This window comes from Streptomyces sp. NBC_01390, from assembly GCF_045040105.1.
Taxonomy (GTDB): Bacteria; Actinomycetota; Actinomycetes; order Streptomycetales; family Streptomycetaceae; genus Streptomyces.
In genome coordinates, this window is the sequence record NZ_CP109551.1 from 7,336,614 (window position 1) to 7,362,247 (window position 25,634).

The 25,634-nt window shown below is 69.7% G+C and carries 27 protein-coding genes and 4 pseudogenes; 18 read left to right on the top strand and 13 right to left on the bottom strand.

Annotated features, from left to right (window positions below; genetic code table 11):
* Positions 1–294: 294 nt before the first annotated feature.
* Positions 295–549 (top strand): SMP-30/gluconolactonase/LRE family protein, encoded by a 255-nt coding sequence (locus tag OG241_RS33075; protein ID WP_405820521.1) that lies wholly within the window; start codon positions 295–297, stop codon positions 547–549.
* Between the two features lie 238 nt (positions 550–787).
* On the opposite strand, the pseudogene OG241_RS33080 reads toward OG241_RS33075, so the two are convergent.
* Positions 788–1,138, bottom strand: a pseudogene (locus OG241_RS33080) (ABC transporter substrate-binding protein); the annotation flags it as partial.
* Between OG241_RS33080 and OG241_RS33085 the strand changes: the two are divergent.
* The 9 genes and pseudogenes from OG241_RS33085 to OG241_RS33125 all read left to right on the top strand — a co-directional run.
* Positions 1,090–1,537 (top strand): annotated as a pseudogene (locus OG241_RS33085) (nuclear transport factor 2 family protein); the annotation flags it as partial. The pseudogenes OG241_RS33080 and OG241_RS33085 overlap by 49 nt on opposite strands.
* Positions 1,538–1,808: 271 nt before the next feature.
* A complete protein-coding gene (locus OG241_RS33090; protein ID WP_405820523.1) occupies positions 1,809–1,961 on the top strand; it encodes a hypothetical protein in 153 nt (50 codons plus the stop codon).
* A 352-nt stretch (positions 1,962–2,313) separates the two neighbouring features.
* The gene (locus tag OG241_RS33095) at positions 2,314–2,688 is read left to right on the top strand and encodes a DUF4259 domain-containing protein (RefSeq protein WP_405820525.1); all 375 of its coding nucleotides are present in this window, start codon (positions 2,314–2,316) and stop codon (positions 2,686–2,688) included.
* 87 nt (positions 2,689–2,775) lie between these two features.
* On the top strand, positions 2,776–3,525 hold the full coding sequence (locus tag OG241_RS33100) for an SDR family oxidoreductase (RefSeq protein ID WP_405820526.1): 750 nt from the start codon (positions 2,776–2,778) through the stop codon (positions 3,523–3,525).
* A 497-nt stretch (positions 3,526–4,022) separates the two neighbouring features.
* Positions 4,023–4,859 carry a helix-turn-helix transcriptional regulator gene (locus tag OG241_RS33105; RefSeq protein ID WP_405820528.1) on the top strand — a complete coding sequence of 279 codons (837 nt, stop codon included), beginning with the start codon at positions 4,023–4,025 and terminating at the stop codon, positions 4,857–4,859.
* Positions 4,860–5,104: 245 nt separating this feature from the next.
* Positions 5,105–5,698 carry a TetR/AcrR family transcriptional regulator gene (locus OG241_RS33110; RefSeq protein ID WP_405820530.1) on the top strand — a complete coding sequence of 198 codons (594 nt, stop codon included), beginning with the start codon at positions 5,105–5,107 and terminating at the stop codon, positions 5,696–5,698.
* 102 nt (positions 5,699–5,800) lie between these two features.
* On the top strand, positions 5,801–6,538 hold the full coding sequence (locus tag OG241_RS33115) for an NADPH-dependent F420 reductase (RefSeq protein WP_405820532.1): 738 nt from the start codon (positions 5,801–5,803) through the stop codon (positions 6,536–6,538).
* 228 nt (positions 6,539–6,766) lie between these two features.
* On the top strand, positions 6,767–7,510 hold the full coding sequence (locus OG241_RS33120) for an NADPH-dependent F420 reductase (protein ID WP_405820534.1): 744 nt from the start codon (positions 6,767–6,769) through the stop codon (positions 7,508–7,510).
* A gap of 20 nt (positions 7,511–7,530) precedes the next feature.
* Complete coding sequence (locus OG241_RS33125; RefSeq protein ID WP_405820536.1) at positions 7,531–7,752, top strand: hypothetical protein; 222 nt, start codon at positions 7,531–7,533, stop codon at positions 7,750–7,752.
* A 337-nt stretch (positions 7,753–8,089) separates the two neighbouring features.
* Here the strand turns inward: OG241_RS33125 and OG241_RS33130 are convergent, their stop codons facing one another.
* Positions 8,090–9,028 carry an alpha/beta fold hydrolase gene (locus OG241_RS33130; RefSeq protein ID WP_405820538.1) on the bottom strand — a complete coding sequence of 313 codons (939 nt, stop codon included), beginning with the start codon at positions 9,026–9,028 and terminating at the stop codon, positions 8,090–8,092.
* Positions 9,029–9,159: 131 nt separating this feature from the next.
* Between OG241_RS33130 and OG241_RS33135 the strand changes: the two are divergent.
* Positions 9,160–9,600 (top strand): annotated as a pseudogene (locus tag OG241_RS33135) (IS5 family transposase); the annotation flags it as partial.
* Positions 9,601–9,610: 10 nt separating this feature from the next.
* On the opposite strand, the gene OG241_RS33140 reads toward OG241_RS33135, so the two are convergent.
* On the bottom strand, positions 9,611–10,003 hold the full coding sequence (locus OG241_RS33140) for a nuclear transport factor 2 family protein (RefSeq protein ID WP_405820540.1): 393 nt from the start codon (positions 10,001–10,003) through the stop codon (positions 9,611–9,613).
* Positions 10,004–10,154: 151 nt separating this feature from the next.
* Positions 10,155–10,310, bottom strand: coding sequence for a hypothetical protein (locus OG241_RS33145; protein WP_405820542.1), 156 nt, complete (start codon positions 10,308–10,310; stop codon positions 10,155–10,157).
* Positions 10,311–10,366: 56 nt separating this feature from the next.
* Between OG241_RS33145 and OG241_RS33150 the strand changes: the two genes are divergently transcribed.
* A protein-coding gene (locus OG241_RS33150) for an IS3 family transposase (protein WP_405820544.1) occupies positions 10,367–11,547 on the top strand; the annotation gives its coding sequence in 2 pieces (ribosomal slippage) (positions 10,367–10,631 and positions 10,631–11,547; 1,182 coding nt in all).
* Positions 11,548–11,556: 9 nt separating this feature from the next.
* On the opposite strand, the gene OG241_RS33155 is transcribed toward OG241_RS33150, so the two are convergent.
* Complete coding sequence (locus tag OG241_RS33155) at positions 11,557–12,198, bottom strand: NADPH-dependent F420 reductase (protein WP_405820545.1); 642 nt, start codon at positions 12,196–12,198, stop codon at positions 11,557–11,559.
* A 133-nt stretch (positions 12,199–12,331) separates the two neighbouring features.
* Here OG241_RS33155 and OG241_RS33160 point away from each other — a divergent pair, with 133 nt between their 5' ends.
* Entirely contained in the window at positions 12,332–12,985 is a 654-nt protein-coding gene (locus tag OG241_RS33160) for a TetR/AcrR family transcriptional regulator (RefSeq protein ID WP_405820546.1), read from the top strand.
* A 363-nt stretch (positions 12,986–13,348) separates the two neighbouring features.
* On the top strand, positions 13,349–14,101 hold the full coding sequence (locus tag OG241_RS33165) for an NADPH-dependent F420 reductase (RefSeq protein WP_405820547.1): 753 nt from the start codon (positions 13,349–13,351) through the stop codon (positions 14,099–14,101).
* 404 nt (positions 14,102–14,505) lie between these two features.
* Here the strand turns inward: OG241_RS33165 and OG241_RS33170 are convergent, their stop codons facing one another.
* From OG241_RS33170 to OG241_RS33195, 6 genes are all read right to left on the bottom strand, one after another.
* A complete protein-coding gene (locus tag OG241_RS33170) occupies positions 14,506–15,435 on the bottom strand; it encodes a nuclear transport factor 2 family protein (protein WP_405820548.1) in 930 nt (309 codons plus the stop codon).
* Between the two features lie 79 nt (positions 15,436–15,514).
* Positions 15,515–15,685 (bottom strand): hypothetical protein, encoded by a 171-nt coding sequence (locus OG241_RS33175; protein WP_405820550.1) that lies wholly within the window; start codon positions 15,683–15,685, stop codon positions 15,515–15,517.
* A gap of 279 nt (positions 15,686–15,964) precedes the next feature.
* A complete protein-coding gene (locus OG241_RS33180) occupies positions 15,965–16,150 on the bottom strand; it encodes a hypothetical protein (protein ID WP_405820552.1) in 186 nt (61 codons plus the stop codon).
* Positions 16,150–16,542, bottom strand: coding sequence for an SDR family NAD(P)-dependent oxidoreductase (locus OG241_RS33185; RefSeq protein WP_405820554.1), 393 nt, complete (start codon positions 16,540–16,542; stop codon positions 16,150–16,152). Before OG241_RS33185 ends, OG241_RS33180 begins: the two co-directional genes overlap by 1 nt.
* 608 nt (positions 16,543–17,150) lie before the next feature.
* Positions 17,151–17,573 carry a CBS domain-containing protein gene (locus OG241_RS33190; protein WP_405820556.1) on the bottom strand — a complete coding sequence of 141 codons (423 nt, stop codon included), beginning with the start codon at positions 17,571–17,573 and terminating at the stop codon, positions 17,151–17,153.
* A 104-nt stretch (positions 17,574–17,677) separates the two neighbouring features.
* Positions 17,678–19,414, bottom strand: a complete 1,737-nt coding sequence (locus OG241_RS33195; protein WP_405820558.1) for a GAF domain-containing protein — start codon at positions 19,412–19,414, stop codon at positions 17,678–17,680.
* Between the two features lie 616 nt (positions 19,415–20,030).
* Between OG241_RS33195 and OG241_RS33200 the strand changes: the two genes are divergently transcribed.
* The 4 genes from OG241_RS33200 (at position 20,031) to OG241_RS33215 (ending at position 22,755) form a co-directional block, all read left to right on the top strand.
* The gene (locus OG241_RS33200; RefSeq protein WP_405820560.1) at positions 20,031–20,492 is read left to right on the top strand and encodes a pyridoxamine 5'-phosphate oxidase family protein; all 462 of its coding nucleotides are present in this window, start codon (positions 20,031–20,033) and stop codon (positions 20,490–20,492) included.
* A 424-nt stretch (positions 20,493–20,916) separates the two neighbouring features.
* A complete protein-coding gene (locus OG241_RS33205; RefSeq protein WP_405820561.1) occupies positions 20,917–21,285 on the top strand; it encodes an STAS domain-containing protein in 369 nt (122 codons plus the stop codon).
* Positions 21,286–21,418: 133 nt separating this feature from the next.
* Positions 21,419–22,000, top strand: a complete 582-nt coding sequence (locus tag OG241_RS33210) for a hypothetical protein (protein WP_405820563.1) — start codon at positions 21,419–21,421, stop codon at positions 21,998–22,000.
* Positions 22,001–22,104: 104 nt separating this feature from the next.
* Positions 22,105–22,755, top strand: a complete 651-nt coding sequence (locus tag OG241_RS33215; RefSeq protein ID WP_405820565.1) for a universal stress protein — start codon at positions 22,105–22,107, stop codon at positions 22,753–22,755.
* Between the two features lie 57 nt (positions 22,756–22,812).
* Here the strand turns inward: OG241_RS33215 and OG241_RS33220 are convergent.
* Together OG241_RS33220 and OG241_RS33225 are read right to left on the bottom strand one after the other, a co-directional pair.
* Positions 22,813–23,181, bottom strand: a pseudogene (locus OG241_RS33220) (flavodoxin domain-containing protein); the annotation flags it as partial.
* A gap of 50 nt (positions 23,182–23,231) precedes the next feature.
* Positions 23,232–25,625: a phosphoketolase gene (locus tag OG241_RS33225; protein ID WP_405820567.1), complete on the bottom strand. Its 2,394-nt coding sequence runs from the start codon at positions 25,623–25,625 to the stop codon at positions 23,232–23,234.
* Positions 25,626–25,634: the final 9 nt, after the last annotated feature.

Sequence of the window (25,634 nt, forward strand, 5' to 3'; positions counted from 1 at the left end):
TGGGCGTCTCCGTGGGGCGCCACCCGGCAAGCGGCCGGCGTCGCATGGCCTGGCACGTTCCCGGCACCGGGCCGACGACCTCGCGCCAACTGGCCCGGCTCGACGTGCCGCTGGGCGCCGTCGCGCCGGTGGGGGACTGGCCTGGGGCGTGGATCGCCGCGGCGGGCACCGGTATCGTGCTGCTCACCGCCGACGGCGCACTGGAATGGCTGGACCGCCCCGGGGACCGCACTGCCGTCCCCAGCCGCATGAACGACGCTGTCGCGCCCCGCCGGCCGCTTCTGGGCAGGACACATGGCCTACGACGGCACCCCCGGCGCGGGCTCGCTCTACCGAACGGACCCCGACGTCACGGTGGTACGCGTCCTCGACGGCCTGACCATCCCCAACGGGCCGGCCTTCACCGCCGACGGCACGACCATGTACCTCGCCGACACGGCCGTCGGCACCATCCTCCGTTGCCGGGTCGACCCCGCCTCCGGCGACCTCGTCGCCAGCCGGGAGACCTTCGCCCGACTGCGCGACGCCGAAGGCAGCCCCGACGGATGACCGTCGAAGAGGAGGGCTGCCTGTGGGCCGCGATGTGGGGTGCCGGCTCAGTCCGCCGCTACCCCCTGACGGTCACCTGCTCCACACCCTGACCGTGCCCGCCCCACCCCACGTCGGTGTGTCTGCACCCCGGTGACAACCGCCTGGGCATCCCCACCCGCCGAAGGGCTGATGGGGATGCGACATCGTCGTACGGCCCGGAATCTCCGGGCCCGACCCGTACGGGGCCTGCCGGCGGTCAGGCGCCCGGGTGCAGACCGGGCCAGCCGGGGGTCGGGTCGCCCTTGACCTCGCCGAAGTAGAGGGCGAATGTCTGCTTGAGCCGCTCGACCTGGCCCCGGTCCTCCATGAAGCGCGGGAACCCGTCCACGTTGGCGTTGGGGTACTCCCAGATCGGCTTGAGACCGGTGGGGGGCGCGATGTCGGTGCGCACCGACCAGCTGTTGGAGGTCTGGCGCTCGGTGGACAGCTGTCAGTTGAGGTAGAGCTTGGCTGCTGTGGGGTTGGCGGCCTGCTTCAGGATCGCGATCCGCTGCCCCCATCCCACGAACGGGTGCCCGTCGGGCATCACCCAGCGGTTCGGCGTGGTGGCGAGCGGGCTGGTTCGCCACCTCCACCGCCCCCGCCGACGTCGTACGGCGCCAGTACCTCGCCTCTGCGGCCGGTGATCTGGCGGCCCTGCGGGCCACCCTCGCCCCCGACGTGGAGTGGACGGAGATGTCCGGCTTCCCCCTCGCCGGTACCTACCGCACCCCGAGGGCGTCACGTCCAACGTGATGGAAAAGCTCGGCCAGGACTGGGAGGGCTGGGCCGCACACGACGCTACGTCGTCGATGGCGAGAACGTCGTCGTCCTGGCCCGCTACACGGCCGCCAACAAGGCCACCGGCAAACCGATCGACGTGCGCGTGGCACACCACTTCGTCGTACACCGCGGCCTGATCGTGCGCTTCGAACAGTTCGTCGACACGGCACTCGTCCGCGATGCCGACGGACTGACATCTTCCGTACCACCGCAAGGCAGGAGGTCCGCATGTCGGCGGACGGCAACAAGACGTTGGTGGTCGCCTTCTACGAGCAGGCGTTCAACGCCTACCAGCCGGAACAGGCTGCCGAAGCCCACCTCGGCGACAGATACACCCAGCACAGCCCCGAGGCGCAGGACGGCCCGCAGGCGTTCGTCGGCTACGTCCACTGGCTGCGCGGGCAGTTCCCCGACCTGCGCCTGGACATCAAGAGGCCGTCGCCGAAGGGGACCTGGTGGTCGCCCACAGTAATCTGCACCTCAAGCCCGGCGACCGCGGTATGGCCGTCGCGGACTTCCGGCGCGTCGCCGACGGGAAGATCGTCGAGCACTGGGACGTGATCCAGGAGGTGCCCGAGAAGAGCGCCAACGGCAACACCATGTTCTGAGGTCCGCGATGGTGGCATCTGCCCCCGGCCAGGGTGCGGATGCCATGTCGTGTGAGGCCCCAGCGTTCAGCCGATGTGGCCCACTTGCCATGCACAGGGGCACATGTCGCGGTGTGCGGCCCGCATTTGAGGATGCTCTGAACGAAAGCCGCCGTCGTCCTGGTGCACGGGGCCATGCACACCCCTTGGATCTTCGACCCGCTGCGGGAACGGCTCAGATGCTCAAACGCCAGATGTTCGGCCGCGCCGGATTCGCTCTCCTGCGCAAGCGAGTACTCCTCGCTTCGTGACCTCTGTCAGTGGCTGCTGGAATGCTGCCTCAGCCAATGACCAGCCATACCAGGAGACGAACATGGGAACGTGGGGAACCGGCCCATTCGACAGTGACCTCGCCGCAGACTTTGTTGATGAGCTGGAGGGACTCTCCTCTGGGCAGATCATCGATGCGCTGAACGGGGCCCTCCAGCGTGTCGCAGACTCCGGCACACGGGTGGATGGCGGAGACGGGGTGGAAGCCGTCGCCGCTGCTGCCCTGGTCGCTGCTCAGGTTCCCGGCAGCGGGATTGTGATCGACCCTGACGACGGACCGAAAGAGGCCCTACTGGTGCGGATGGCGAGGAAGCGCGGCAGGCCACGTCGCGGGGGTTCCTCGCCGTGTTGGGACACGTTGACAGGCGTGCGGTGCAGGGACCATTCCATCAGTCAGAGACCGCCGATCCATGGATAAGCCGTCCTCTCCCGCCCCTGCGCGGGAGCCCCTACGTTCGAAGCCGCGGGCGCTCACCGGCCCGCCGTAACGAAGGAGCAAGACCCCATGAAGATGACCGGCAACACGATCCTGATCACCGGCGGCACCTCGGGCATCGGCCTGGGCCTGGCCCTGCGCCTGCACGAGGCCGGCAACAAGGTGATCGTCGCCGGCCGGCGCAAGGAACTCCTCGACGAGATCACGGCCGAGCACCCGGGTATCGACGCGCTCGTCCTCGACGTCGCGGACCCCGACTCGATCGCCCGGGCCCGTGAGACCGTGGCGGCGAGCCACCCGGGGCTGAACGTCCTGGTCAACAACGCCGGCATTCAGCTGCTGGAGAGCGTCCTTGACCCGGCCGGACTCCAGGTCGCCGAGGATCACGTCGCGACCAATCTGCTCGGCCCGATCCGGATGACGTACGCCTTCCTGCCGCTGCTGGTGGGCAAGGACGACGCGGTCGTCATCAACGTCACCTCGGCTCTGGCGTTCGTACCGTTCCCGATCACGCCGACCTACAGCGCGACCAAGGCCGCCCTGCACTCCTTCTCCGAGAGTCTGCGCATCCAGCTCGCCGGTGCCGACGCCGGCGTCCAGGTGATCGAGGTGGTCCCGGCGGGCGTGCGCACGACGCTGATGGGCCAGCAGGACAGCGAGCAGTCCATGCCGTTGGACGACTTCCTCACCGAGGTCCTCGACCTGCTGCGCGAGAAGCCCGACGCGAAGGAGATCGTCGTCGAGCCCGCCAGGTTCATCCGCGACGCGGTGGCCACCGGCACCTACGACGACGTCCTCGCCATGATGACCGGCAGCTGACCGACCTGTAGTGACCGACGCGGAACAGCAGCACGCGGGCGGTCCTGTGGGGCCACATGAGGGACGAACGCGAGCTGGACCCACTTCGGGGAGGTCCTCGCCCAAGACGCAGAACGGTCAGGAAGCGCCTTCGGCTTCGCCCCGGTCGCACTGGAGGCGACCGGCTCTTTCCTGAGCGCCGAGCGGCACGTGAGCGGCCGTCTGGCACGGACCATAGTCGTGTCGGCCGGGCGACGAGGCTCGGGACCGCTCAAAGCGTTGGGTGTCCTCGACGGGGGCCGTCGCGGGCCGTCTTCCATACCGACGGGCTGCGCCGCACCGCCGACGGTCGGCGCATTTCCCAGCGGGTCATGCAGGTCCGGTGACCAACGGGTCTTCTTGCTGCGCGCGCCCTCGGCGTCGGCCGTCCGAGCGGCTTCACGCGGGCAGAAGAGGAGGGCTCAGCCATGGATCGGCGGTCTCTGGATAGCCGGGCGGGATGCGGCGAGGATGGGGGCATGGACAAGAAGGAACTGGCGGAATTCCTGCGCCACCGGCGTGAGGCGCTGCGCCCCCGCGACGTCGGACTGGCCGAGGGGCCGCGCAGGCGTACCCAGGGGCTGCGCCGCGAGGAGGTCGCCCAGCTCGCCGGTATGTCCACCGACTACTACGCCCGGCTGGAACAGCAGCGTGCTCCCCAGCCCTCCGTCCAGATCACCGCGGCTCTCGCCCGCGCGCTGCGGCTGACTCTGGACGAACGCGACCATCTCTTCGTCCTCATCGGCCACAACGCCCCGGCCCGCTTCGAGCGCTCCGAGCACGTCAGCCCGACGCTGATGCGAGTCCTGGACCGCCTGGACGACTCCCCGGCCCTGGTAACGACGGACCTGGTCGACACCCTCGCGATGAACCCCCTGGCCGTCGCGCTGCTCGGCGACCAGACCCGCCACACCGGTCTGGCCAGTAGCGGCTACTACCGCTGGTTCATGGACCCGGCCGAACGTCTGGTGTATCCCGAGGAGACCCACGAACAGCACGGCCGCGCCCAGGCGGCACGCCTGCGAGCCGCGCTGACAGCGGGCAGTGACACCCCCCGGGCCGCCCGGATCCTCGCGGAACTCCAGGAACACAGCCCCGAGTTCGTGCGAATGTGGGAACTTCAGGAGGTCGCCCGTTACGGCGACTGCAAGACCCTCCTGCATCCCGAACTCGGTCGCATCGAGGTCGACGCCCAGCTCCTGTACACCGAGAACCGCGCCCAAACTTTGGTGGTACTGACCACTCGCCCCGGCACGGAGAGCCACAGCAAACTCGAACTGCTCTCCGTCATCGGACACCAACAGCTCACCCCCTGACCTCCTGGACTGGAGACCGGGCCGGGCTCGGCGCGGGAGGGGCCGGACAGGGTCCCTGGAATGGTGCAGCCCGCACGGCTTTGGCCCTGCGCTTTACGGCCACATATGTCGGCCTCCTGCGAGGCTCGGGCTCCGCGCTCAGGCCGCCCATTTGACCGGACGCTGCCTCCGTTTTACTCTCGAAAGCGTACGGAGGCGGCATCCGTTTTGATGCGGTCGCAGGATCACGGCAGGCAGGAGGGCGCATGAGCGCCGGTGAACAGCGGGAACGCAAGCCCCGCGCGGACGTCCAGCGCAACCGCGCGGCACTCCTGGAGACCGCGCAGCGTCACTTCCTGCAGCACGGGGTCGGCACCTCCCTCGAAGCGGTGGCCAAGGAGGCGGGCGTCGGGCCCGGCACCCTGTACCGGCACTTCCCCACCCGGGAAGCGCTGCTGGCGGCGGTGCTGCAGACGCGCTCCGAGGAGCTGGTGGCCCGCCAGGCGGACATCGATCAGCTCGGCGACTCCGCCGAGGCGCTGGAGCAGTGGCTGCGGGCGATGGAGGAGTACTTCAGCGCCTTCAGCGGGCTGCCGGAGCCGCTCATGGCCGCGGCCCGGGCGCAGGAGCCGGACAACCCGCTCACGATTCCCTGCGACATCCTCATCGCCGCCACCGATCAGTACGTGCGAGCCGCGCAGCTCGCGGGGCGTGTGCGCGCGTCGGTGCGGGGGAACGACCTGTTTCTCGCGGCCTGTTCCGTTGCCTGGATCAAGGGCACGGGTACCGAGGAGGAGTCGCTCGACCGGCTCCGCATGCTCATCGCGAGCGGCTACCGCGAGCAAGGCACCCAGGCGTAAACCGCCCGGCACCCCACCCCGCCCCGCAACATCAGGCGGACCGCCACCCGGCCGTCACGGCGCGCTGCCCTCGGGGCGGCATAACCTCTGAAGGAACAAATCATGAAAATTACTGTCATAGGCGCCGGTGCTATCGGCGGGAACCTTGCCGCCAAGCTCAGCGCGGCCGGTCACCACGTGCAGGTGGCCGACGCCCGCGGGCCCGAGGCCATCCGGGCGGAGGTGCTGGAGTCCGGGGCCCGCGCGGTGGACCTCGCCGATGCCGTCCAGGGCCGGGACGTCATCATCCTGTCGATCCCGTTCGGTGTGGCGGGCCAGCTGGCGGACCTGTTCGCGTCGGTCCCCGCCGAGACGGTGGTCATCGACACCTCGAACTACTACCCCGGCATGCTCAGCGAGCCGATCGAGGCGGTGGACAACGGCCAGGTGGAGAGCGAGTACACCGCCGAGCTGCTCGGCCGCCCTGTGGTCAAGGCGTGGAACGCCGCGCTGGCCGAGACCCAGCGGACCAAGGGCGTCCCGGCCGGAACACCCGGCCGCCTCGCCATCCCCGTCGCCGGCGACAGCGATCAGGCGCGGAAGGTGGCCATGCAGCTGGTGGACGACACCGGCTTCGACCCCTACGACGCCGGCACCCTGGCCGACTCCTGGCGCCAGCAGCCCAACGGCCCCGCCTACTGCACCGAGCTCACGCTCGATGCGCTGCCGGCGGCCCTGGCCGCGGCCGACCGCGCCAAGGACGCGGCCGTCCGCGACAGCCTCCCGGAACGCATCGCCGCCCTCGGCGCCAACCCCACCGTCGACGACGTCGTCGAGATGAACCGCGCCGCCCACCGCTGAGTCACCCGACGCGGCTCTCGTGCACGCAACGCACGACAGCGGCAGCGTCGGCAGCCCCCGACACACAAGACGAACGCGAAGAGCGGGGCTCACTTCGGCAGGGTCGTCATCACTCACCTACACCACCGCGTCCGCGGTCGGCCCGCAGTCCCGGTCGCGCCGAAGGGACCAAGCCCCGGAACTCCGGTCACCGGGACCGGGGTTCCGTTCCGGACAAGGAGTTTCACCATGAAGATCGGCATTCTCGGCACCGGGAACATCGGCAAGACGCTGACCAGGCGGTTGAGCGCGGCCGGGCACGAGGTGAAGGCGGCCAATTCGCGCGGCCCGGAGACGATCGAGGCGGACGTGCTGGCCTCGGGCGGACGAGCGGTGACAGCGGCGGAAGCGGTAGTGGACGTCGACGCCGTGATCCTCTCCCTTCCCTTCGACCGCATTCCGCAGGTCGCACCACTGCTCGCCAACGTGCCGGCTGACACGGTGGTCATCGACACGTCGAACTACATCCCGCATCGGGACAGCAGAATCGCGGCGATCGAAGCCGGCCAAGTGGAGAGCGTGTGGGCTGCCGAGCAGCTGGGCCGGTCCATCGTCAAGGCCTGGAACTCGATCGGAGCGGGGTCGTTCGCGCACAGGAACAAGCCGGCGGGAAGTGCGGACCGTATCTCGCTCCCCGTCGCGGCCGACAGTCCGCGAGAGCGTGACCTGGCCATGGCACTCGTCGAGGACACCGGTTTCGACGCCTTTGACGCGGGGCCGCTCGGGGAATCGTGGCGGCAGCAGCCCGGAACACCCGCCTACTGCACGGATCTCGCCCGTCAGGAGCTGCCCAACGCGCTGGCGGCGTCCGACGCGGCGCGATCACCGAAGCGGCGCGACCTCGGGTTCGCCGTGGTCCAGGAACGCTTCGGGGCAGGCGTGCAACCAGACGCGGAATATCTTGTCCGCCTGAACCGCGCGATTTGCATGTGAGCAGGGACGGGGCTGACGCGGTGACCCGTAAGAGGTCCTCGTATCCCGTCCCCGTCTCCAGCTGTTCCGCGACGAACGCCGCCACCCCCGGCGGCACGTCGGCCGGCACCGACAAGAAGGTGTCCCAGCATCTGGGCGGTGCCTCACTGCACCGTCCAGTCCAGCCGGTCATGAGACCGGCGCTCGGCCCCGGCCTGTTCCAAGGCCACTACGTCCAGCCGGAGAACCCCTCCAGCTGCTGAACGGGACGGCTCGCCGGCGAAGCGTGCGTACCGGCCTTCTGCTCTCCTGAAAGTCAGTCAACTGCCACAGGTGGTGACGCTAGGCGACAGACACCTCACTCGGTGATCACCAGCTCGGCGGTCTGCCCGCGGACCGGCCCGACGTGTTCCCCGACCGGGGTGCGGATCCACTCGTACGCGGATGCCGGCAGGTGTGATCCGGCTGAGACGTCGTCAGGCTCCGTTTACGTTGGCCTCGGTGTGCCGGCTTTCGAGGTCGCCGTTCAGGGACCGCGCGAGTTCTGGCATCGGACGGTTTGGACGTCGTGTGGTCGTGTGGTCGTGTAGTGCTTTTTGGTCAGGGGGTGGGGGTGGGGTAGAAGGCGTTGATCTCGGCCAGGACGCGGTCGGGTGCTTCGTGGAGGAGGAAGTGTCCGGCGCCGGGGACGACGGCGGAGGTGGCGTGGGGGGCGGCGTCCTGGAGAGGCGGCAGGAACGCGTCGGCGAGGCCGGCCTGGGTGATCAGGTGGACCGGGATGGTCAGCGGGGTTTCCTGGAGTTTGGTGTTGTCGGCCTCGTCCTGGGTCAGGGTCCGGTAGAGCCCGAAGCCGGCGTGCAGGACCTGGGGTCGGGAGTACACCCGGACGAACTCGGCCAGTTCGTCGTCGGAGACGTTCTCGCCGGCGGTCTTCACACTCTGGAAGAAGTAGGTGAGGAAGGTCTCGACCCGGCCGGTGACCAGTTCCTCGGCGAGCGGATTCTGCAGGAAGAAGGAGAAGTGCCAGAACATCGACTCGAGGGTGGCGAACTTCAGGTTCTTGCCGACGAGGGCGGCGTCCATGAGGAACAGGCCCGCCACCTGCTCGCGGTACTGGGCGGCCAGTGAGTAGGCGACATTGAGGCCGTGGTCGTGGGCGACGACCTGTACGTTCTCGTGGTGGCCGAGGTGGTTGAGCAACTTGTGGACGTAGGTGGCCAGGACCGTCTTGGTCATGGAGGGCGGGTTCCCGGTCGAGTCGCCCATGCCCGGCAGGTCGATGGCGATGACGGTGCGGCCGGGCAGCAGTGAGGGCATGATCGGGCGGTACTCGTACCAGCTCTGCGGCCAGCCGTGCAGCAGCACCATGACCTGCGGGCCGTCGCCGCCGATGACGTAGTGCATCTGCACGTCGTCGATGGTGGTGAAGCCGTGCCGGAAGAGCTCGTTGAACTCGGCGTCGTCCTTGGTCGCCGCGTCGTAGCCGGGGCTGAGCGGCTCCTCCGACCCGACGGCTGCGGCGGTGGTGAAAGCGTTCATGGCGGTGTTACGTCCTTTTTTAGGGGTCCTTGCAGGAAGATCGTGTTGTCGCACGGTGGGGATGTACGTGATCCCGTGTTTCTGGGGGGTGTGACCAGCCGCGGCGGAAGCCGTGGGAGGTCGGTGACGGGTTGTGGGTGGTGATCGAGCCGCTGCTGCCGAAGCGTGAGCGGCGGTTGCGGTACCCGGGGCGTAAGCGGGTCGATGACCGCAGGACGCTCCAGGGTGTGCTGTTCGTCCTGTACACAGGTGTCCAGTGGGAGTTCCTGCCGCAGGAGTTGGGGTTCGGTTCCGGTCCTGCCTGCTGACGGCGGCTGGCCGAGTGGCGGGAGGCCGGGGTGTGGGAGGAGCTCCAGCGGGTGCTGCTGGACGGGTTGCGGGCGGCGGACCGTCTCGGCTTCTCCCGCGCCACCATCGACGCCTCTCATGTGCAGGCCAAGCGGGGGCGAAGCAGCCCGAAAGTCGGTCCGAGCCCGGTTGACCGCGGGCGGCCGGGCTCGAAGCATCACGTGCTGACCGATGCCCGCGGCACTCCGCTGTGGGTGGCGCTGACCGGCGGTCACCGCCACGACGAAAGCACCCCTAGAAGCGATGTGGCCACGTGAGATGGATGACCCGCTGGGAAATGCGCCAGCCGTCATCGGTGCGTCGCAGGTCGTCGGCGTAGACGACGCTGGCGACACCGCCGCCCTCCAGCAGGCTCAGACCCTTGGATCGGGCCCGCACCTCGTCGCCCGGGCCTTCCGACACGACGATGTTCGTCGTGTGGTGCGCTTTCGCATGTCCGGGGGCGTTCATGAAGGCCGCGATCGCGTCCAGCCCGACGACCGGGTCGCCGCCGAAGACGCTGCCGTCCCACACCGCGTCGTCGGTGAGGCATTCGCCGAGACGGTCCAGTTCATGGTCGTCCATGATGTGCGCCCACAGCGCCACCGCCCTGCTGATTTCGGCAGTGTCCTCATTCGTGGGTTTCAACGTTCGGCTCTCCATATTGGGCGTTGCTGGATCAGGCCGGGGCGGCAGCCGAAGGCGTCTGTCTCCCCGCCGGCGGCCGGAACCACCGCGGTGGGCCGGTGTCCGGACCGGGCAGGAGTTCCGGTTCCACCTCTTCCGCGATGCTCTCCACTCACCTCCAGTCGGCGATCGAGAAGCTGCCGCCCGCGGGCCGGACAACCGTGGCGGTCAGTTCCCTCACGCGGTCGGCAGGTACCGGAACGCCCGGGGTCTGGAAGATCCATTCCATCGTCTTGTCCAGGCTCACGTCCTTGGGCTGACGGGCCACGAAGTTTCCGGACAGGCACCCAATAGGGTTGTCCTGAACAAGGAAACGAGGAAGAAGTGGCGCCACCCAGTAAGTACTCTCCGGAGTTCCGCGAGGAAGCCGTCCAGATCGCGTTGAGGTCCAGCAAGACGATCTCCGAAGTCGCCCGGGAGCTTGAGCTGAACTCGGAGACGCTACGCGGCTGGGTGAAGAAGCACCAGAAGCAGCAGGAACCGGCTCACGATGCGGAACTGACGTTGAACGAGCGGGCGCGCCTGAAGGAACTCGAACGACGCAACCGCGAGCTGGAGATGGAAGTTACCTTCCTGAAAAAAGCCGCAGCGTACTTCGCGAAGGAACCCCGGTAACAAGCAAGTACGAGTTCATCGACGAGATGCGGCTCGACACCGAGGAGTACGCATACAGCGTCGAGTTCATGTGCGGCCGACTCGGCGTTTCCAGATCCGGCTACTACGACTGGCGATCCCGCCCGGAATCCGCGACGGTCCAGCGGCGTGACGAACTGAAACTGCTCATCAGGAAAGCCTTCGACATGTCCGACAGCACCTACGGACACCGGCGCGTCCAGGCCCAGCTGGACCGCTGGGGCGTCGCCGCGGGCATGGAGCTGGTCCGCCGCCTCATGCGCGAACTGGGCCTGGTGCCCTGCCAGCCACGGCCGAAGAGGTTCGGCCTCACCCAGGCCGCGGCCGGCGAGGTGCCGGACCTGGTGGGCCGTGACTTCACCGCCGACGCACCCGGCGAAAAGCTCGTCGGTGACATCACCTACATCGCGACCGGGGAGGGCTGGCTGTACCTCGCGACGGTAATCGACTGCTGTACGAAGGAAGTCATCGGTTACGCGATGGACGACCACTACCGAACTCCTTTGATATCCAGGGCGATCCGCAACGCATCACGGAACAGGAGCCTCTCGGCGGGCGCGATATTTCACTCCGACCGCGGAAGCAACTACATGTCAGCCGAGTTCGGGAAGGTGCTCAACCGGTTTGGGCTCCGAAGATCCTCGGGCCGCACCGGGATCTGTTTCGACAATGCCATGGCCGAATCGTTCTTCGGGGTTCTGAAGAACGAGCGTGTATCAAGGGTGACTTACCTGACTCGCGAGGCCGCCCGGCAGGACATCACTCGCTACATTGAATTCTGGTACAATCGCAAACGCCTCCACTCGGCAGTGGGTTACCGCCCTCCACGTGAAGTCCACGCCCAGTACGAGAAGTTGCGAATCACCGCGTGAAATAGACGGTCAGATGCCTGCCCGGAAAACGCGAGGCCCCTCAGGCACTTCCCCGTAGTAGGGCTTGCAGTAGAGGGGCGTGCCTGGTTCGCTGCGCCAGCTGTCGGCGAGCGTGCCGATGTCCACCGCGTCGTAGCCGAGGAGGTCGAGCAACTCCACGACCTCCGCCTTGGCGGCGGCATCGTCGCCGGCGATCGGCATGGCACTGCGGTCCGGCGCACCCGCGGGGCGGGCCAGGCTGAGCAGCTGGCTGACGACGATGTTGCTGGCCGCCTTGACCACACGGGAGTCGGCCAGGTGGCGCTGCACCAGCTCGCTGCTCGTCAGCTCGTTCGCGTCCAGTTCGGCGATGCGGCCGTCGCGCTCCGGGTAGTAGTTCAGCGTGTCGATCACGATCTTGCCCGCCAGCGGCTGGGCCGGGATCTTCTCGTAGGCGCTCAGCGGGATGGACACCACCACCAGGTCCCCGGCCTCGGCGGCCTCGGCGGGAGTGGCCGCCCGGGCGCGGGGGCCGAGTTCGGCGACGAGACCGGCGAGGGACTCGGGACCGCGGGAGTTGCTCAGGACGACGTCCAGGCCGGCGGCGACAGCAAGGCGGGCCAAGGTGCCGCCGACGTTGCCACTGCCGATGAAGGCGAGTGTCTTGCTCATGGTGCTCTGTTCTCCCATGGGATGAGGAAATGCCGGACCGGCCACAGCCACGAACCGTAACCGGACCGGCTGGTCACTTTAACTACCGTACCACCTAACCGGACCGTCCGGTCATGTTGCGTAGAGTGGACCCATGAGCACTGAAAAAGAAGCTGTTGAAGCGCCGCCCGCACGACGGATGAGAGCCGACGCGGTGCGGACGCGCAAGGCGCTGCTGGAGGCTGCCGCGGAGGTGTTCGCCGAGCACGGCGCAGAAGCGTCCACTGCGCAGATCGCGGCACGGGCGGGGATCGGAAAGGGAACCGTCTTCCGGCATTTCCCCACCAAGGAGGACCTGTTCGCCGCGATCATCAGCGAGGAAATCGACGGGCTGGTGGCAGTGGGCCGCCAGCAGGCCGAGCAGGCCGACGCCGACACTGCCCTGCTGCAGTTCATGAGCGCGGGCGTCGATATCTACGCAAACAACCGGGCCCTCGCGGAGGCGCTCCGCGTGGTGTCGGACGTTCGGCACCCGCAGATCCAGGCCGGACAGGAGCAGCTGATCGCCACAGCCGGGTCACTGGCCCGGCGCGCACAACGCGACGGCTCACTCCGTGCGGATCTGAACGGGCAGGACGTGATGCTGCTGATCTGCGGCGTGTACTACACCGCCGCACCCTTGCTGGCTGCCGATCCATCGGCCTGGCGGCGCTACCTGCGGCTCACCTTCGACGGCATGTGCGCCACCGACACCGAGCCCCTGCCCCCGGCACTCGTCCACGACTCCCTGCTGCCGACGATCCGGTAGGGGCGACGGCGATGCCCTCCGGGCCGATCCTCACAGGACATCACCGACCGAGGGGGTATGGCACGGCTTCTGAGCGACTTCAAATCTCATCGACATTCACGGGCCCTCAAGCCGCCAACCGCCATCCGAAGTCAGCAACAAACGCCTCCCACCCACTGACACCTACACAGCCAGTCGGCTCTCATCCGTCGTGCGGGCGGCGCTTCAACAGCTTCTTCTTCAGTGCTCATGGGTCCACTCTACGCAACATGACCGGACGGTCCGGTTAGGTGCTACGGTAGTCAACATGACCAGCCGGTCCGGTTACGGTTCGTGGCTGTGGCCGGTCCGGCATTTCCTCATCCCATGGGAGAACAGAGCACCATGAGCAAGACACTCGCCTTCATCGGCAGTGGCAACGTCGGCGGCACCTTGGCCCGCCTTGCTGTCGCCGCCGGCCTGGACGTCGTCCTGAGCAACTCCCGCGGTCCCGAGTCCCTCGCCGGTCTCGTCGCCGAACTCGGCCCCCGCGCCCGGGCGGCCACTCCCGCCGAGGCCGCCGAGGCCGGGGACCTGGTGGTGGTGTCCATCCCGCTGAGCGCCTACGAGAAGATCCCGGCCCAGCCGCTGGCGGGCAAGATCGTGATCGACACGCTGAACTACTACCCGGAGCGCGACGGCCGCATCGCCGAACTGGACGCGAACGAGCTGACGAGCAGCGAGCTGGTGCAGCGCCACCTGGCCGACTCCCGTGTGGTCAAGGCGGCCAGCAACATCGTCGTCAGCCAGCTGCTCAGCCTGGCCCGCCCCGCGGGTGCGCCGGACCGCAGTGCCATGCCGATCGCCGGCGACGATGCCGCCGCCAAGGCGGAGGTCGTGGAGTTGCTCGACCTCCTCGGCTACGACGCGGTGGACATCGGCACGCTCGCCGACAGCTGGCGCAGCGAACCAGGCACGCCCCTCTACTGCAAGCCCTACTACGGGGAAGTGCCCAAGGACGTGAGCCTGGACAAGACGATGGAATGGATCTTCCAGACCCCGGGCGTTCCGGTACCTGCCGACCGCGTGAGGGAACTGACCGCCACGGTTGTCCGGGGCCCTGCGGGCGGCAGCTCCTCGGTCGACGCCTGGACCTGAGTGGAGAGCATCGCGGAAGAGGTGGAACCGGAACTCCTGCCCGGGTCCGGACACCGACCCACCGCGGTGGTTCCGGCCGCCGGCGGGGAGACAGACGCCTTCGGCTGCCGCCCCGACTGCGACTGCTGCGCCCGCGCAGGCGGCGGCCGGCAGCAGCCCCCGCACGTCGGTACCGGCCCGTAGGCGCTTGAGGCCGTAGACGGCGCCCGCCAGCACACAGACGCGACCGCACCGGTCTCACCCCGGCCGCCTTCGCGGCCGGCGAGGCCACGACCTGCCGCCCTCCGGCGACGTCTGCGTGGTGACCAGCGGCCACCGCGAGATTCGAGTGTTGTCCACAACACACAGACGATCACGCGGTAGCCGCCCTACAACCCGGGCCTGAACCAAGATCTCAAACGGGGCTAGAACATGGTGTTGTCGTTCGCGGAGGTCTCCGGCACGTCCTGGATCACATCCCAGTGCTCCACGACCTTCCCGTTCCGCACCCGGAAGAGATCCATGAACGCCGTACCGCGCTCACCGGGGGCGGTCAGGGCGTGGCTGTGGACCACGACGAGGTCGCCCTCGGCGATCACCCGCTTCCGTGAGAATGCCACCTCCGGGAATGCCTCGAGGTACGCACCGAGGCCCGCCTTCGCGCCCTCAACCCCGTCGACGGCGAATGGGTTGTGCTGGTGGTATTCGGGCCCAAAGTAGCGGTCGATCGCCGACAGGTTCTTCCGTACTACGATTTCGTCGAAGGCCTCGGTGACCAGCTTCCTGCTGGACGCCGTGAGCCACGCGGGCCCCGGCTGCCGTGTGCGCGGCCAACTCTCCGTCGAGAACATGTCGTTGCCGTTCGCGGAGGTCTCCGGAACGTTCTGGCTCACGTCCCAGTGTTCGGCGATCTTCCCGCCCTGGAAGCGGAAGATGTCGAACACCGCCGCGCCCCGCGTGCCCGGCGTCGTCACCATGTTCGAGTGGACCACCACCAGGTTGCCCTCGGCGATCACCCGCTTGACGTCGTACTCGGCGTCCGGGAACTGCTGGTGAAAGCCGACGCCCAGATTCTTCAGCGCCTCGGCGCCGTCCGGCGCGAACGGGTTGTGCTGGATGTAGCCGGGGCGTACGTAGCGGTCGACGACGTTGGTGTCGCCCTGCTCGAACACGCCCTTGAGGACGCGGACGGCGACGGCCTTCTGGTAGCCGAGGCGGGCGAGGGAGTCGTAACCGGCGTGGTCGGCGGAGGCGGTCGGCGGTACCGCGGCGGCGGGCATGGCGGCGGCACCCAGCAGGGCGGTTGAGGCGAGGACTGCGACAAGTGCGCTGCGGGCGCGCGTGGTAGGGCTCACGGGGTGGCGCTCCTTAAGGAGAATGGGACAGAAGGCCGGGACACTTTGAGACGGCTGCCCGGTTGGCGCTGCGGCCGGTTCAGGCTGTCTTGACCGCGGCGGCGACGACGTCGGTGAGCGGCTTGCTCGGGCGTCCGATGAGTCGTTGCAGGTCGGTGCTGGCGACGAAGAGTTCGCCGCGGCTCACGCCGAGGTCGGAGTCGACCAGGAGGGCGGCGAACGGCGCGGGCAGTCCGGCGTCAAGCAGCAACCGAGCAGCGCAACGGCCAAGGTGTTCATCGCGAAGGTGTCGACCAGGTCGGTCGTTCCCTCGTGGGTCATGGTCAGTCCTCCGTCGGTAGCAGATCTGCTACCAGCGATCAGGTCGTCGTTTCCTGGATCACCAACTCCCGATTCGCTGTCGCATCGGCCGCACGGGCGGCCATGCTCAACACCCGCCTCACGCTCGCCGAGTAATGGGCGAGAAGTACCCGGCGTTCACATCGAGCGTTTCGATCTGCGTGCTGGACAGGGCCGCGGGTTGTACGGGTCAGGCTTTGAAGCTGCTGAGCATGGTCAGGACCTGGTCGTAGGTTCCGGTGGCCTCGGCGTAGCGGGCGAACTTGGCGCCTTCCACGACGATTTCCTTGGCGTCGGGTTGGGCGTCCAGCGGTGTCAGTGTCTCGGTCAGGAACTCGTCCAGCGGCATGGCCTGCCCGTTGTCCTGCTGGCCCATCAGTCCGGTCCGGACCCCCGGCGGGGCGCCACCTCGATCACCTGGACGGGCGTGCCGGCCAGTTGGACGCGCAGGCTCTCGGAGAACGAGTGCAGGGCGGCCTTGGTCGCGTTGTAGGTCGGGGTTACCGGCCACGGCACGAACGCCAGCGCCGAGGTGACGTTCAGGACGGCGGCGTCGTCCATGGTCACCAGGTGCGGCAGGAAGGCGTACGTCATCCGGATCGGGCCGAGCAGGTTGGTCGTGACGTGGTCCTCGGCGGTCGACAGGCAGGCCTGATCGAGCAGGTTCTCCGGCAGCATGATGCCGGCGTTGTTGACCAGCACCTTGAGCTGAAGACGGCTCGCGGCCAGGGTGCTTGCGGCGCGGGTGATCGACGCGGGGTCCGCCACGTCCAGGACGAGCGTCTCGATGCCCGGGTGCCCGGGTGCCCGGGTGCTCGGTGGCGATCTGGTCGAGCAGGTCCTTACGCCGGCCGGCGACGATCTCCGTGTTGCCGGCCTCGTGCAGGCGCAGGGCCAGTCCGGGCCCGATACCCGAGGTGCCGCCGGTGATCAGGACCGTGTTTTCCGGTGATCTTCATGAGGTGAGCTCTCCTTCGCTGCGGGGTTGCCGGGGCGCGCCCCGGCAACCCCGACTATGCGGGCGTCCCGGCCGGGGCGGGAGAGGACCGCTTGTCCGTGGACCGGCGATCCTCCCGAAGGCCTCGCCTGGTCTCGTCAGCGCAACGGCTCAGCCAGGAATCGCCGATCCCTGGCTGACCCAGCCGCAGGCGGTCACCATGGAGATCATGCACAAGAAGGAGCTGGCGGACTTCCTGCGCCGGCGGCGCGACAGGCTGCAACCCGGCTACTTCGGGCTGGCCCCCGGCCCGCGCCCGGCGCACCGGAAGACCAAGCCTCGGTCGTTCAGTCGAAGCCGGTGTTCTTGGCGGTGCGGATGCGGTCCTCGACCCGGGCGTGCGCTCGGTGCCGGGTCTCCAGATACTGCTCCAGGCCGATCACCCGGCACCGGAGCACCTCCTCCGCCTCCACCAGAGCCGCACGCACGCGCTCCCCACGGGCAGTCGCTTGACCCGGTGCCGGGCCAACAGCCGGGCCGCCTGGGCGAGGGTGGCGTCCGCGGTGACGGTGACCGCGGGGCTGCTCATCAGCTCTCCGGCGGTCACCGCGCGGGCCTTGGCCCGCCCGGTCGCGTGCCGGGTCCGAGGGTCGGCCGGGTCCTGGTCTCGGAACGCCTCCTTGGGCAGCAGGTCGGCCTCGGAGACGACGCCGACGACCCTGCCGTCGGTGTCCAGCACGGGCAGCGCGCTGATCCGCCGGTGCCGCATGGCCTTGGCGATGTCCTTGAACTCCGCCGCGTCACGCAGGGCGACGACGGTACGGGTCATCACGTCGTCCACGACGTACGGGGTGCCGTGCATGGCGTCCTCCCGTGGTGTGGTGCTGGGATGTCTTCGCGTCACCCCCAGGGTCGAACATCGCGGGGCCCGGCGCTTGGGCCGAGCGGCCCATGTTCCGGTTCCGGCTACGCCGACGCGACGGGCACCCACCAGACCAACGTCGTGCCACCGTCCTCAGGACTGCTGAGTTCCAGTTCGCCACCGAGCTGCCGGGCCCGCTCCGCCATGTTGCGCAGCCCGCTTCGGCGGCCGTCGGCCGGGATGCCGACGCCGTGGTCGGTAACGGTGAGGCGCACCTGGCCGGAGCCGACCGTGAGGGCGACGTCGGCACGGTCGGCGTGGGCGTGGCGGGCGATGTTGGTGAGGGCCTCGGAAAGGACGGCGACGACGTGGTCGGCGGTCTCCCGCGGCACGTCGGTGTCGATCAGGCCCTCCATCCGCACGCTGGGTGCGAAGCCCAGCACCGGGGCCGCCTCACCGGCGATCCGTACGACGCGGGCCCGCAGCCCGGTCCCGTCGGCGCCGTCTCGCGAGCGCAGGCCGAAGATCGTCGACCTGATGATCTTGATGGTCTCGTCGAGGTCGTCCACCGCGCGCACCACCCGCTCGGAGGCCTCGGAGTGCTCGATGAAACGGCCCGCGCTCTGCAGGGTCATGCCGGTGGCGAAGAGCCGCTGGATGGCGAGGTCGTGCAGGTCACGGGCGATACGGTCGCGGTCCTGGAGCACCGCGACCTCCTCGGCGGCCGCGCGCCGCTCCGCCAGTTCGATCGCGACCGCCGCCTGTGCAGCGAAGCCCTTCAGCGGTTCGATCTCCTTGCCGGAGAACGCCGTGGCGTCGGCCTCCCGGACCAGCAGTACGACGCCCCGGACCGCCCCGGGGTCCGTCCCGATCGGGACCGCCACGGCCGGGCCGAGCCCGGCGAAGCGGGCGGGCTCGGGCGACACCCGCTCGTCGTGGGACACGTCGCCGCTGGTGACAGGGGTGCCGGAGGCGAAGGCCGCGCCTATGAGGCTGCCTTCCCCGGGCACCACCAGACCCCGGTGCGCCTCCGAGTCCGTCCCCACGGCGATTTCCATGACGAGCGAGCCGGTGTCCGCCATCGGCACCGCGACCACGGCCAGCGCCGCACCCGTGATCTCCCGGGCGCGGTCGGCGATCAGCCCGAGGACCTTCCCCTGCTCGCCACCGGCCATCAGGGTGTGGGTGATCTCCGCGCTCGCCCGCAGCCAGCGCTCCCGCAGCCGGGACTCCTCGTAGAGACGGGCGTTGTCGATGGCGACTCCGGCCGCCACGGCCAGGGTCGACGTCACCGAGACGTCCTCCTCGTCGAACTGCGCCCCGCCCCGTTTCTCGGTCAGGTACAGGTTGCCGAAGATCTGTTCGCGCACCCGGATGGGAACCCCGAGGAAGGTGTTCATCGGCGGGTGGTTGGGCGGGAAGCCGTAGGACGCCGGGTGTTCGGAGATCTTCGCGAGCCGCAGCGGCTCGGGGTGGTGGATCAGCTCGCCGAGGATGCCGTGGCCCTCGGGGAAGGGGCCGATCCGGGTGATCTGCTCCTCGCTGACGCCGACGGTGTGGAAGGCGGACAGCCGCCTGCCGTCCGGGCCGATCACGCCGAGGGCGGCGTACTCGGCGTCGACCAGCACCGCCGCGGCCTCCACGATGCCGCGCAGGGCCTGTTCCAGGTCCAGTTCCCGGCCGACGGACAGCACCGCTTCCAGCAGGCTGTGCACCCGGTCCCGGGTGCCGCGGGCGGCGTCCAGGCGTGCCTGGAGCTCCTCCAGCAGCTCGTCCAGCCTCAGCTGCGGCAGCCGCACCCGGGCCGGCTGGGCTTCCCGGGGCTCTTCGGGGGTTCCCACCTGCGTCTCCTCCGGTCCCTGGGGCGGGCTGACACCGGCCGCTCCGATCAGGAGTCACGCTACCGGTGCGGGGAGCGCGGTGGTGCGGGATCGGATCGCAGCGCCGAAGACGCGTTCGCCGCCGTACAGATCCGCACGAACGGCGACGCGGACGGCGAGGCGCTCCCCTGCCTCCCGGGCAAGGCCGGCACAGCCCTCGCCCGGCCGGGGCTGCCGGCCGTCACCGGCCGGATCACCGTCAGCGGGGCCACCGCCCACCACGCGATGCCGCCGTGGGCGGCCAGGGCCGAGGGTGGGCAGCCATCCGGTCGTCCTCCACGCGCGGGAGGCGGACGCGCCCGCACTCGCGGACCGGCTGGAGGACCAGCTGGGCGCCCAGGTGCAGCGGGTCGCGCACCGGGGTGGGGCAGGAAGGTCCTGGTCCCGTGTCCACCGAGGGTCCTTGCCCGGCCTGGCAGGGGCCGATCAGATCCTCATCGGGGCCCATTGGCCCCTGGGAAGGAGCCGTGCCCCGGACGACAGTGGGGGCTGGAGCTGTAGCGATCCCCGAGGTACCGCTCCGAGCCGTACCCCTGGCAGCCCGAAGACGACACGTATCACGTATATGGAAGCCCACATGGCCCACGACAACAGCCCAGCAGTCGCAGCGTCCCGCCGCCGTGTCGAACTCGACAGCGCGGAGGCGCTGCGACTGCTGGGCACGGTGTCCCTGGGGAGGATCGTCTTCACCCGGCACGCCCTGCCGACCGTCCGCCCGGTCAACCACGTCCTGGACCGCGGCGACATCGTCATCCGTACCCACGAGGCCGCCGCGCTGACGTCCTCCGCCCAGGGGAACGGCGGCCCAGGCGTCGTCGTCGCCTACGAGGCCGACGCCATCGACCCCGACACGCACCTCGGCTGGAGCGTGGTGGTGACGGGGTACGCCCGGCTGGTGACCGACCCCGGTGAACTCGCCCGCTACGAGCGGATGTTGCGGCCGTGGGCCGAGCAGAGCATGGACCGGGCCGTCCGGATCCGGCCGGACCTGGTCACCGGCGTCCTGCTCACGACGGACGGCTGGCCGGACCCGGTGTGAACCGTGTCCGGCCGTCCGAGGCGGGCGGAACCTGGGTGGCGGCGGGTGGCGGCTGTTCACCCGCCGGGGACTATGACCACGGGCAGTGCGCGCCGTGCAGCAGTGCGTGGGTGACCGGTCCCGGGTGACCGCCGTGTCTGTGGGTTCCGACGACCACGACGACGGCGTCCCGGGTGGCCTCGACCACCCAGTTCGTTCCGCTGCGGGGCTCGGCGGTGAGGTGTCGGCAGCCGGTCGGGGACCGGTTGCCTCCTCGCGCCGGAAACGCCCCGCATGTCCAGCCTGGCCCTCGTGCGCGGATGCCGCTTGGGCCGGTCGGGCCCTCCTGGCCCGCCACGAAGGGTGGTCCAGGGCCGGCCGGACCGGGCCGGAGGGGACCGTTCGGCCCTCCCGGCCGGTCCGTCGGCGCGGCTTGGATCTGACCATGTCCGAAAACCTCACGAGTTCCGTGCCGCCCCTCACGGTCCGCACGGTCGCCGGAACGACCGTCGTGACGCCGTCCGGCGAGATCGACCTCGCGGTGGCGGTCCCGCTGTCGACACTCCTAGACTCGTTGACGTACGGCCCGCACCCCGACCTGGTGGTCGACCTCACGTCCGTGTCCTTCATCGACTGCTCCGGACTGGCAGCCCTGTGCAGGGCCCGCAGGCGGATCCAGGCGCGTGCCGGACGACTGCGGCTGGTCACCGGCAGCGGCAGCATCCTGCGAGTCGTCCGCGCCGCCGGGCTCGGTGAGGTCTTCGAGATCCAGCCCTGCCTGTCCGAGGTTCTGCCGAGCCCCGTCGCGATCTAGGCCGTTCGGCCCCGTACGCCGTCGCGAACAGGTTCCGAGCGGCCCCAGGACGGCACCTGGTCGGCCCGTGCCCGGCACCTGCCAGGACTGCCACCTTCGAGGTGTGACGAACGACCGGAGGAGGTGCGGAGCCATGGGACATGGCAAGCCGATGAGGAAGCGGTTCTGGCGCCTGCGGAGCAACCCGCTGCGCCGGCGCGACGACATCGTCGAGGCATGGGTCGTACTGGCCGTGTGGATACTCGCCGTCGTGGGAGGCACCACCGTCGGCCTGGTCGCGGCACACGCCACCGAAGCTTCCCTCGACGAGCAGCGCGTGGAACGGCACTCCGTCCACGCCGTCCTCCTCTCCGACGTACCGAAACCCACGTCGGGGGAGTGGTCCTCGGGCGACAAGGCCCTTGCCGAGGTCCGCTGGACGGCCCCCGACGGCTCCAGCCGCACCCACAGCACCCTGGTCGGCACCGGTCTGAAGTCCGGAACCCGTGTCGTGGTCTGGCAGGACGGCCAGGGCACGCTGGTCACCGAGCCGCCGAGTGCCAGGGAGGCCACCGTTGAGGGTGCCGTCATGGGTACTTTCGCAAGCTTCTCCCTGATCGGCGGCGTCTACACCGTGGGCGCGCTCGCCCGCTGGCGGCTCGACCAGCGGCGTATGGCGGGCTGGGACAGGGAGTGGGACATGGTCGGCCCGCAGTGGGGGCACCGCACCGGCTGAGGCCCGGCCGCCACCACACGGTGCACCACACCCTGCGCCGCCGGCCCGAGGTGCCGGTCGACATCGGCTGACCCAGTGAGGGCGGCAGGAAGAAGGCAGATCTCATGGAACGAGTCGTCGTCGCCCACGTCGGCTACCCGGCACCCTGCCGGGCGGTCGTCCGGTGGGCTTCCCGGGAATCGACCCGGCGCGGGCTGCCGCTCCGGGTGAACCGACACTGGACGCCCGCCGTCCCCGAGGCTGCGGAACTGGTCGTGGCCGGCGCGCGGGACCTGGACACCGTGGCCGGTTCGCCCTGTCCCGTCGTCCTGGTTCCCGAGGAGGAGTCCAGGGAACTCCTCCTCGCGGAGGTGGTGCTCGGCATGGACGCCCGCCACCCGGGGGCGGGAGCCGTCGGCTTCGCCTTCGACGCCGCCCGGCGCCTGGGTGTACGGCTGCGTGCCGTGCACGCCTGGCGGTTCCCCTCCTGCGCCGCCGAGTTGCCCTTCGGGATACCGGAGGAGGACCGTGCCGCCTGGGAGGACCACGAGGTGCAGTTGCTGTCCGACGCACTGCGAACCTGGCGGGAGAAGTACCCGGAGGTGGAGGTCCTGGAGGACGTCCGGCTGCTCACGCCCGTCCAGGCCCTGGTGCGGCGGTCCGCCGGCGCCGGTCTGGTGGTCGTGGGGCGGAGCGGGCAGGGTGAAGGGTTGGGGACGGTCGCGCGCGGGCTCGTGCGCGAGGCACGGTCTCCCGTCGCCGTGGTGCCGGCATAGGCGTACGCCGCGCAAGGGGGCGGTCCTGCCACCAGGACCGCCCCCTCCGCCATCCCCTCACCGTCCGGTCAGCTCGGCGGCCACCCGCCCCGCCCACTCCTCGATGGCGGTGAGGTCCCGGAAGTCCCCGCCCTTCCCCGAGCGCAGGATCATCCCGGCCACCCATCCCTTCGCGCCCTCCTCCAGACAGCCGCCGAAAGTGACGTGCTCGCGGGCGTCCAGCCGGGTCATGGCCTTCCTCACCCCGGGCACGGGCGGGATGTCCCGCCCAGCCGTCTCGGCGCCGAGCGGACCGCTGCTGAAAAGCCACAGCGGGCGTCCGGTGAGTGCCCGGCGGTGGCGGCGGACGAAGCGGCGGGCATCCTTGTGCCGGCGCCCCGTGTACAGGGCGCCACCGACCACGACCGCCTCGTACGAAGCCGTTGATGCCGACGCGTACGGTCATGGCGGTGAACTCCGGTCGCAGGAACGGCCGTTCAGCTGTTCCAGGTCCAGTCGGCGACCTCGGGCAGGTCGGTGCCGTGCTCGCGGATCCAGGCCGCGTGGCGGGTACGGGCGTCGGCCATCCGCTGGCGTACGGCGGCGGCGCGCACCGCGAGGCCGGGGACGCGGTCGATGACGTCCATGACCAGGCGGTAGCGGTCGAGGTCGTTGCGGACGACCATGTCGAACGGGGTGGTCGTGGTGCCGGACTCCTTGTAGCCGCGCACATGCAGGTTCTGGTGGCCGGTGCGGCGGTAGGCGAGGCGGTGGATGAGCCACGGGTAGCCGTGGTAGGCGAAGACCACCGGCTTGTCGGTGGTGAACAGGCCGTCGTACTCGAAGTCGCTCATGCCGTGCGGGTGTTCCTCGCGCGGGAGGAGACGGGTCATGTCGACGACGTTCACCACGCGGACCGCGAGGTCGGGGAGGTTGCGGCGCAGCAACTGGGCGGCGGCCAGCACCTCCTGGGTCGGGACGTCCCCGGCGCAGGCCAGCACGACATCCGGCTCACTGGAGCCGTCCTCCGTGCCCGCCCACTCCCAGATCCCGGCCCCGCGCGCGCAGTGGGCGCGGGCCTGGTCCATGGACAGCCAGTCGAAGCAGGGCTGTTTGCCGGCGACGATCACGTTGACGTAGTCGCGGCTGCGCAGGGCGTGGTCGGCCACGGACAGCAGGGTGTTGGCGTCCGGCGGCAGGTGGACCCGTACGACTTCGGGACTCTTGTTGAGGACGTGGTCGACGAAGCCCGGGTCCTGGTGGGAGAAGCCGTTGTGGTCCTGGCGCCAGACGTGCGAGGTCAGCAGGTAGTTGAGGGAGGCGATCGGAGCACGCCAGGGCAGCTCCCTGGACGTCTTCAGCCACTTGATGTGCTGGTTGACCATCGAGTCGACGATGTGCACGAACGCTTCGTAGCACGAGAACAGCCCGTGCCGGCCGGTGAGGAGGTAACCCTCCAGCCAGCCCTGGCAGGTGTGTTCGGACAGGATCTCCAGCACCCGGCCGTGCCGGTCGAGGTGTTCGTCGACCGGCAGGTGTTCGGCCTGCCATGCCTTGCCGCTGGCGTCGAAGACGGCCTGGAGGCGGTTGGAGGCGGTCTCGTCCGGGCCCACGATCCGGAAGTCCCGGCGCAGCCGGGTGTCCCGCATGACCTGCGCCAGGAGGTCGCCGAGGACGCGGGTCGGCTCGTGCAGCGTCGTGCCCGGCTTCTCGACCGGTACGGCGAAGTCGTCCAGCGGCCGGATGGGCAGGTCCCGGACGAGGAGGCCACCGTTGGCGTGCGCGGTGGAGCCCAGGCGTCGGGAACCGTCGGGGACGCAGGTCAGGACGTCGGCGCGGGGGCGGCCGTCGGTGTCGAACAGCTCCTCGGGCCGGTACGAGCGCAGCCAGGTCTCCAACTGCCGTAGGTGGGCCGGGTTCTCGCGTACGGCGGCCAGCGGCACCTGGTGGGCCCGCCAGGTGCCCTCGACGGGCACGCCGTCGACCTCGGCCGGGCCGGTCCAGCCCTTCGGGGTGCGCAGCACGATCACCGGCCAGTGCACGCGCTCGGAGACCCCGTCCTCGCGGGCCGAGCGCTGCATCCCGGCGATGCGGTCCAGTGCCGAGTCGAGGGCGGCGGCCATGGCGCGGTGGACCTTGGCCGGGTCGTCGCCGGTGACGTGGATCGGCTCGTGGCCGTAGCCCCGCAGGAGTTCGTCGAGTTCGTGCTCGGGGAGACGGGACAGGACGGCCGGGTTGGCGATCTTGTAGCCGTTGAGGTGCAGGATCGGCAGGACGGCGCCGTCGTGGACGGGGTCGAGGAACTTGTCGGAGTGCCAGGAGGCGGCCAGCGGACCGGTCTCCGCCTCACCGTCGCCGATCACACAGGCGACCAGCAGGTCCGGGTTGTCGAAGGCGGCGCCGTAGGCGTGGGAGAGGGAGTAGCCGAGCTCACCGCCCTCGTGGATCGAGCCGGGCGTCTCGGGGGCGACGTGACTGGGCACCCCGCCCGGGAACGAGAACTGCCGGAACAGCCGCGCCATCCCCTCCCCGTCGCGCGGCACGTCGGGGTAGGTCTCGCTGTAGCTGCCCTCCAGCCACGAGTTGGCGAGCACGGACGGTCCGCCGTGCCCCGGCCCCCACACGCACAGCGCGTCCAGTCCACGTGCCCCGATCACCCGGTTGAGGTGGGTGTACACGAGGTTGAGGCCGGGCGAGGTGCCCCAGTGGCCGAGCAGCCGGGGCTTGATGTGCTCGGGCCTGAGGGGCTCGGTCAGCAGGGGGTTGGCGAGGAGGTAGATCTGTCCGGCGGCCAGGTAGTTGGCGGCACGCCAGTGGGCGTCCAGGGTGCGCAGTTCGTCGTCGGAAAGTACGGTGGCGTCCAGGTGTTCGACGCGTTCGGCCTCGGACATGGGATGGCT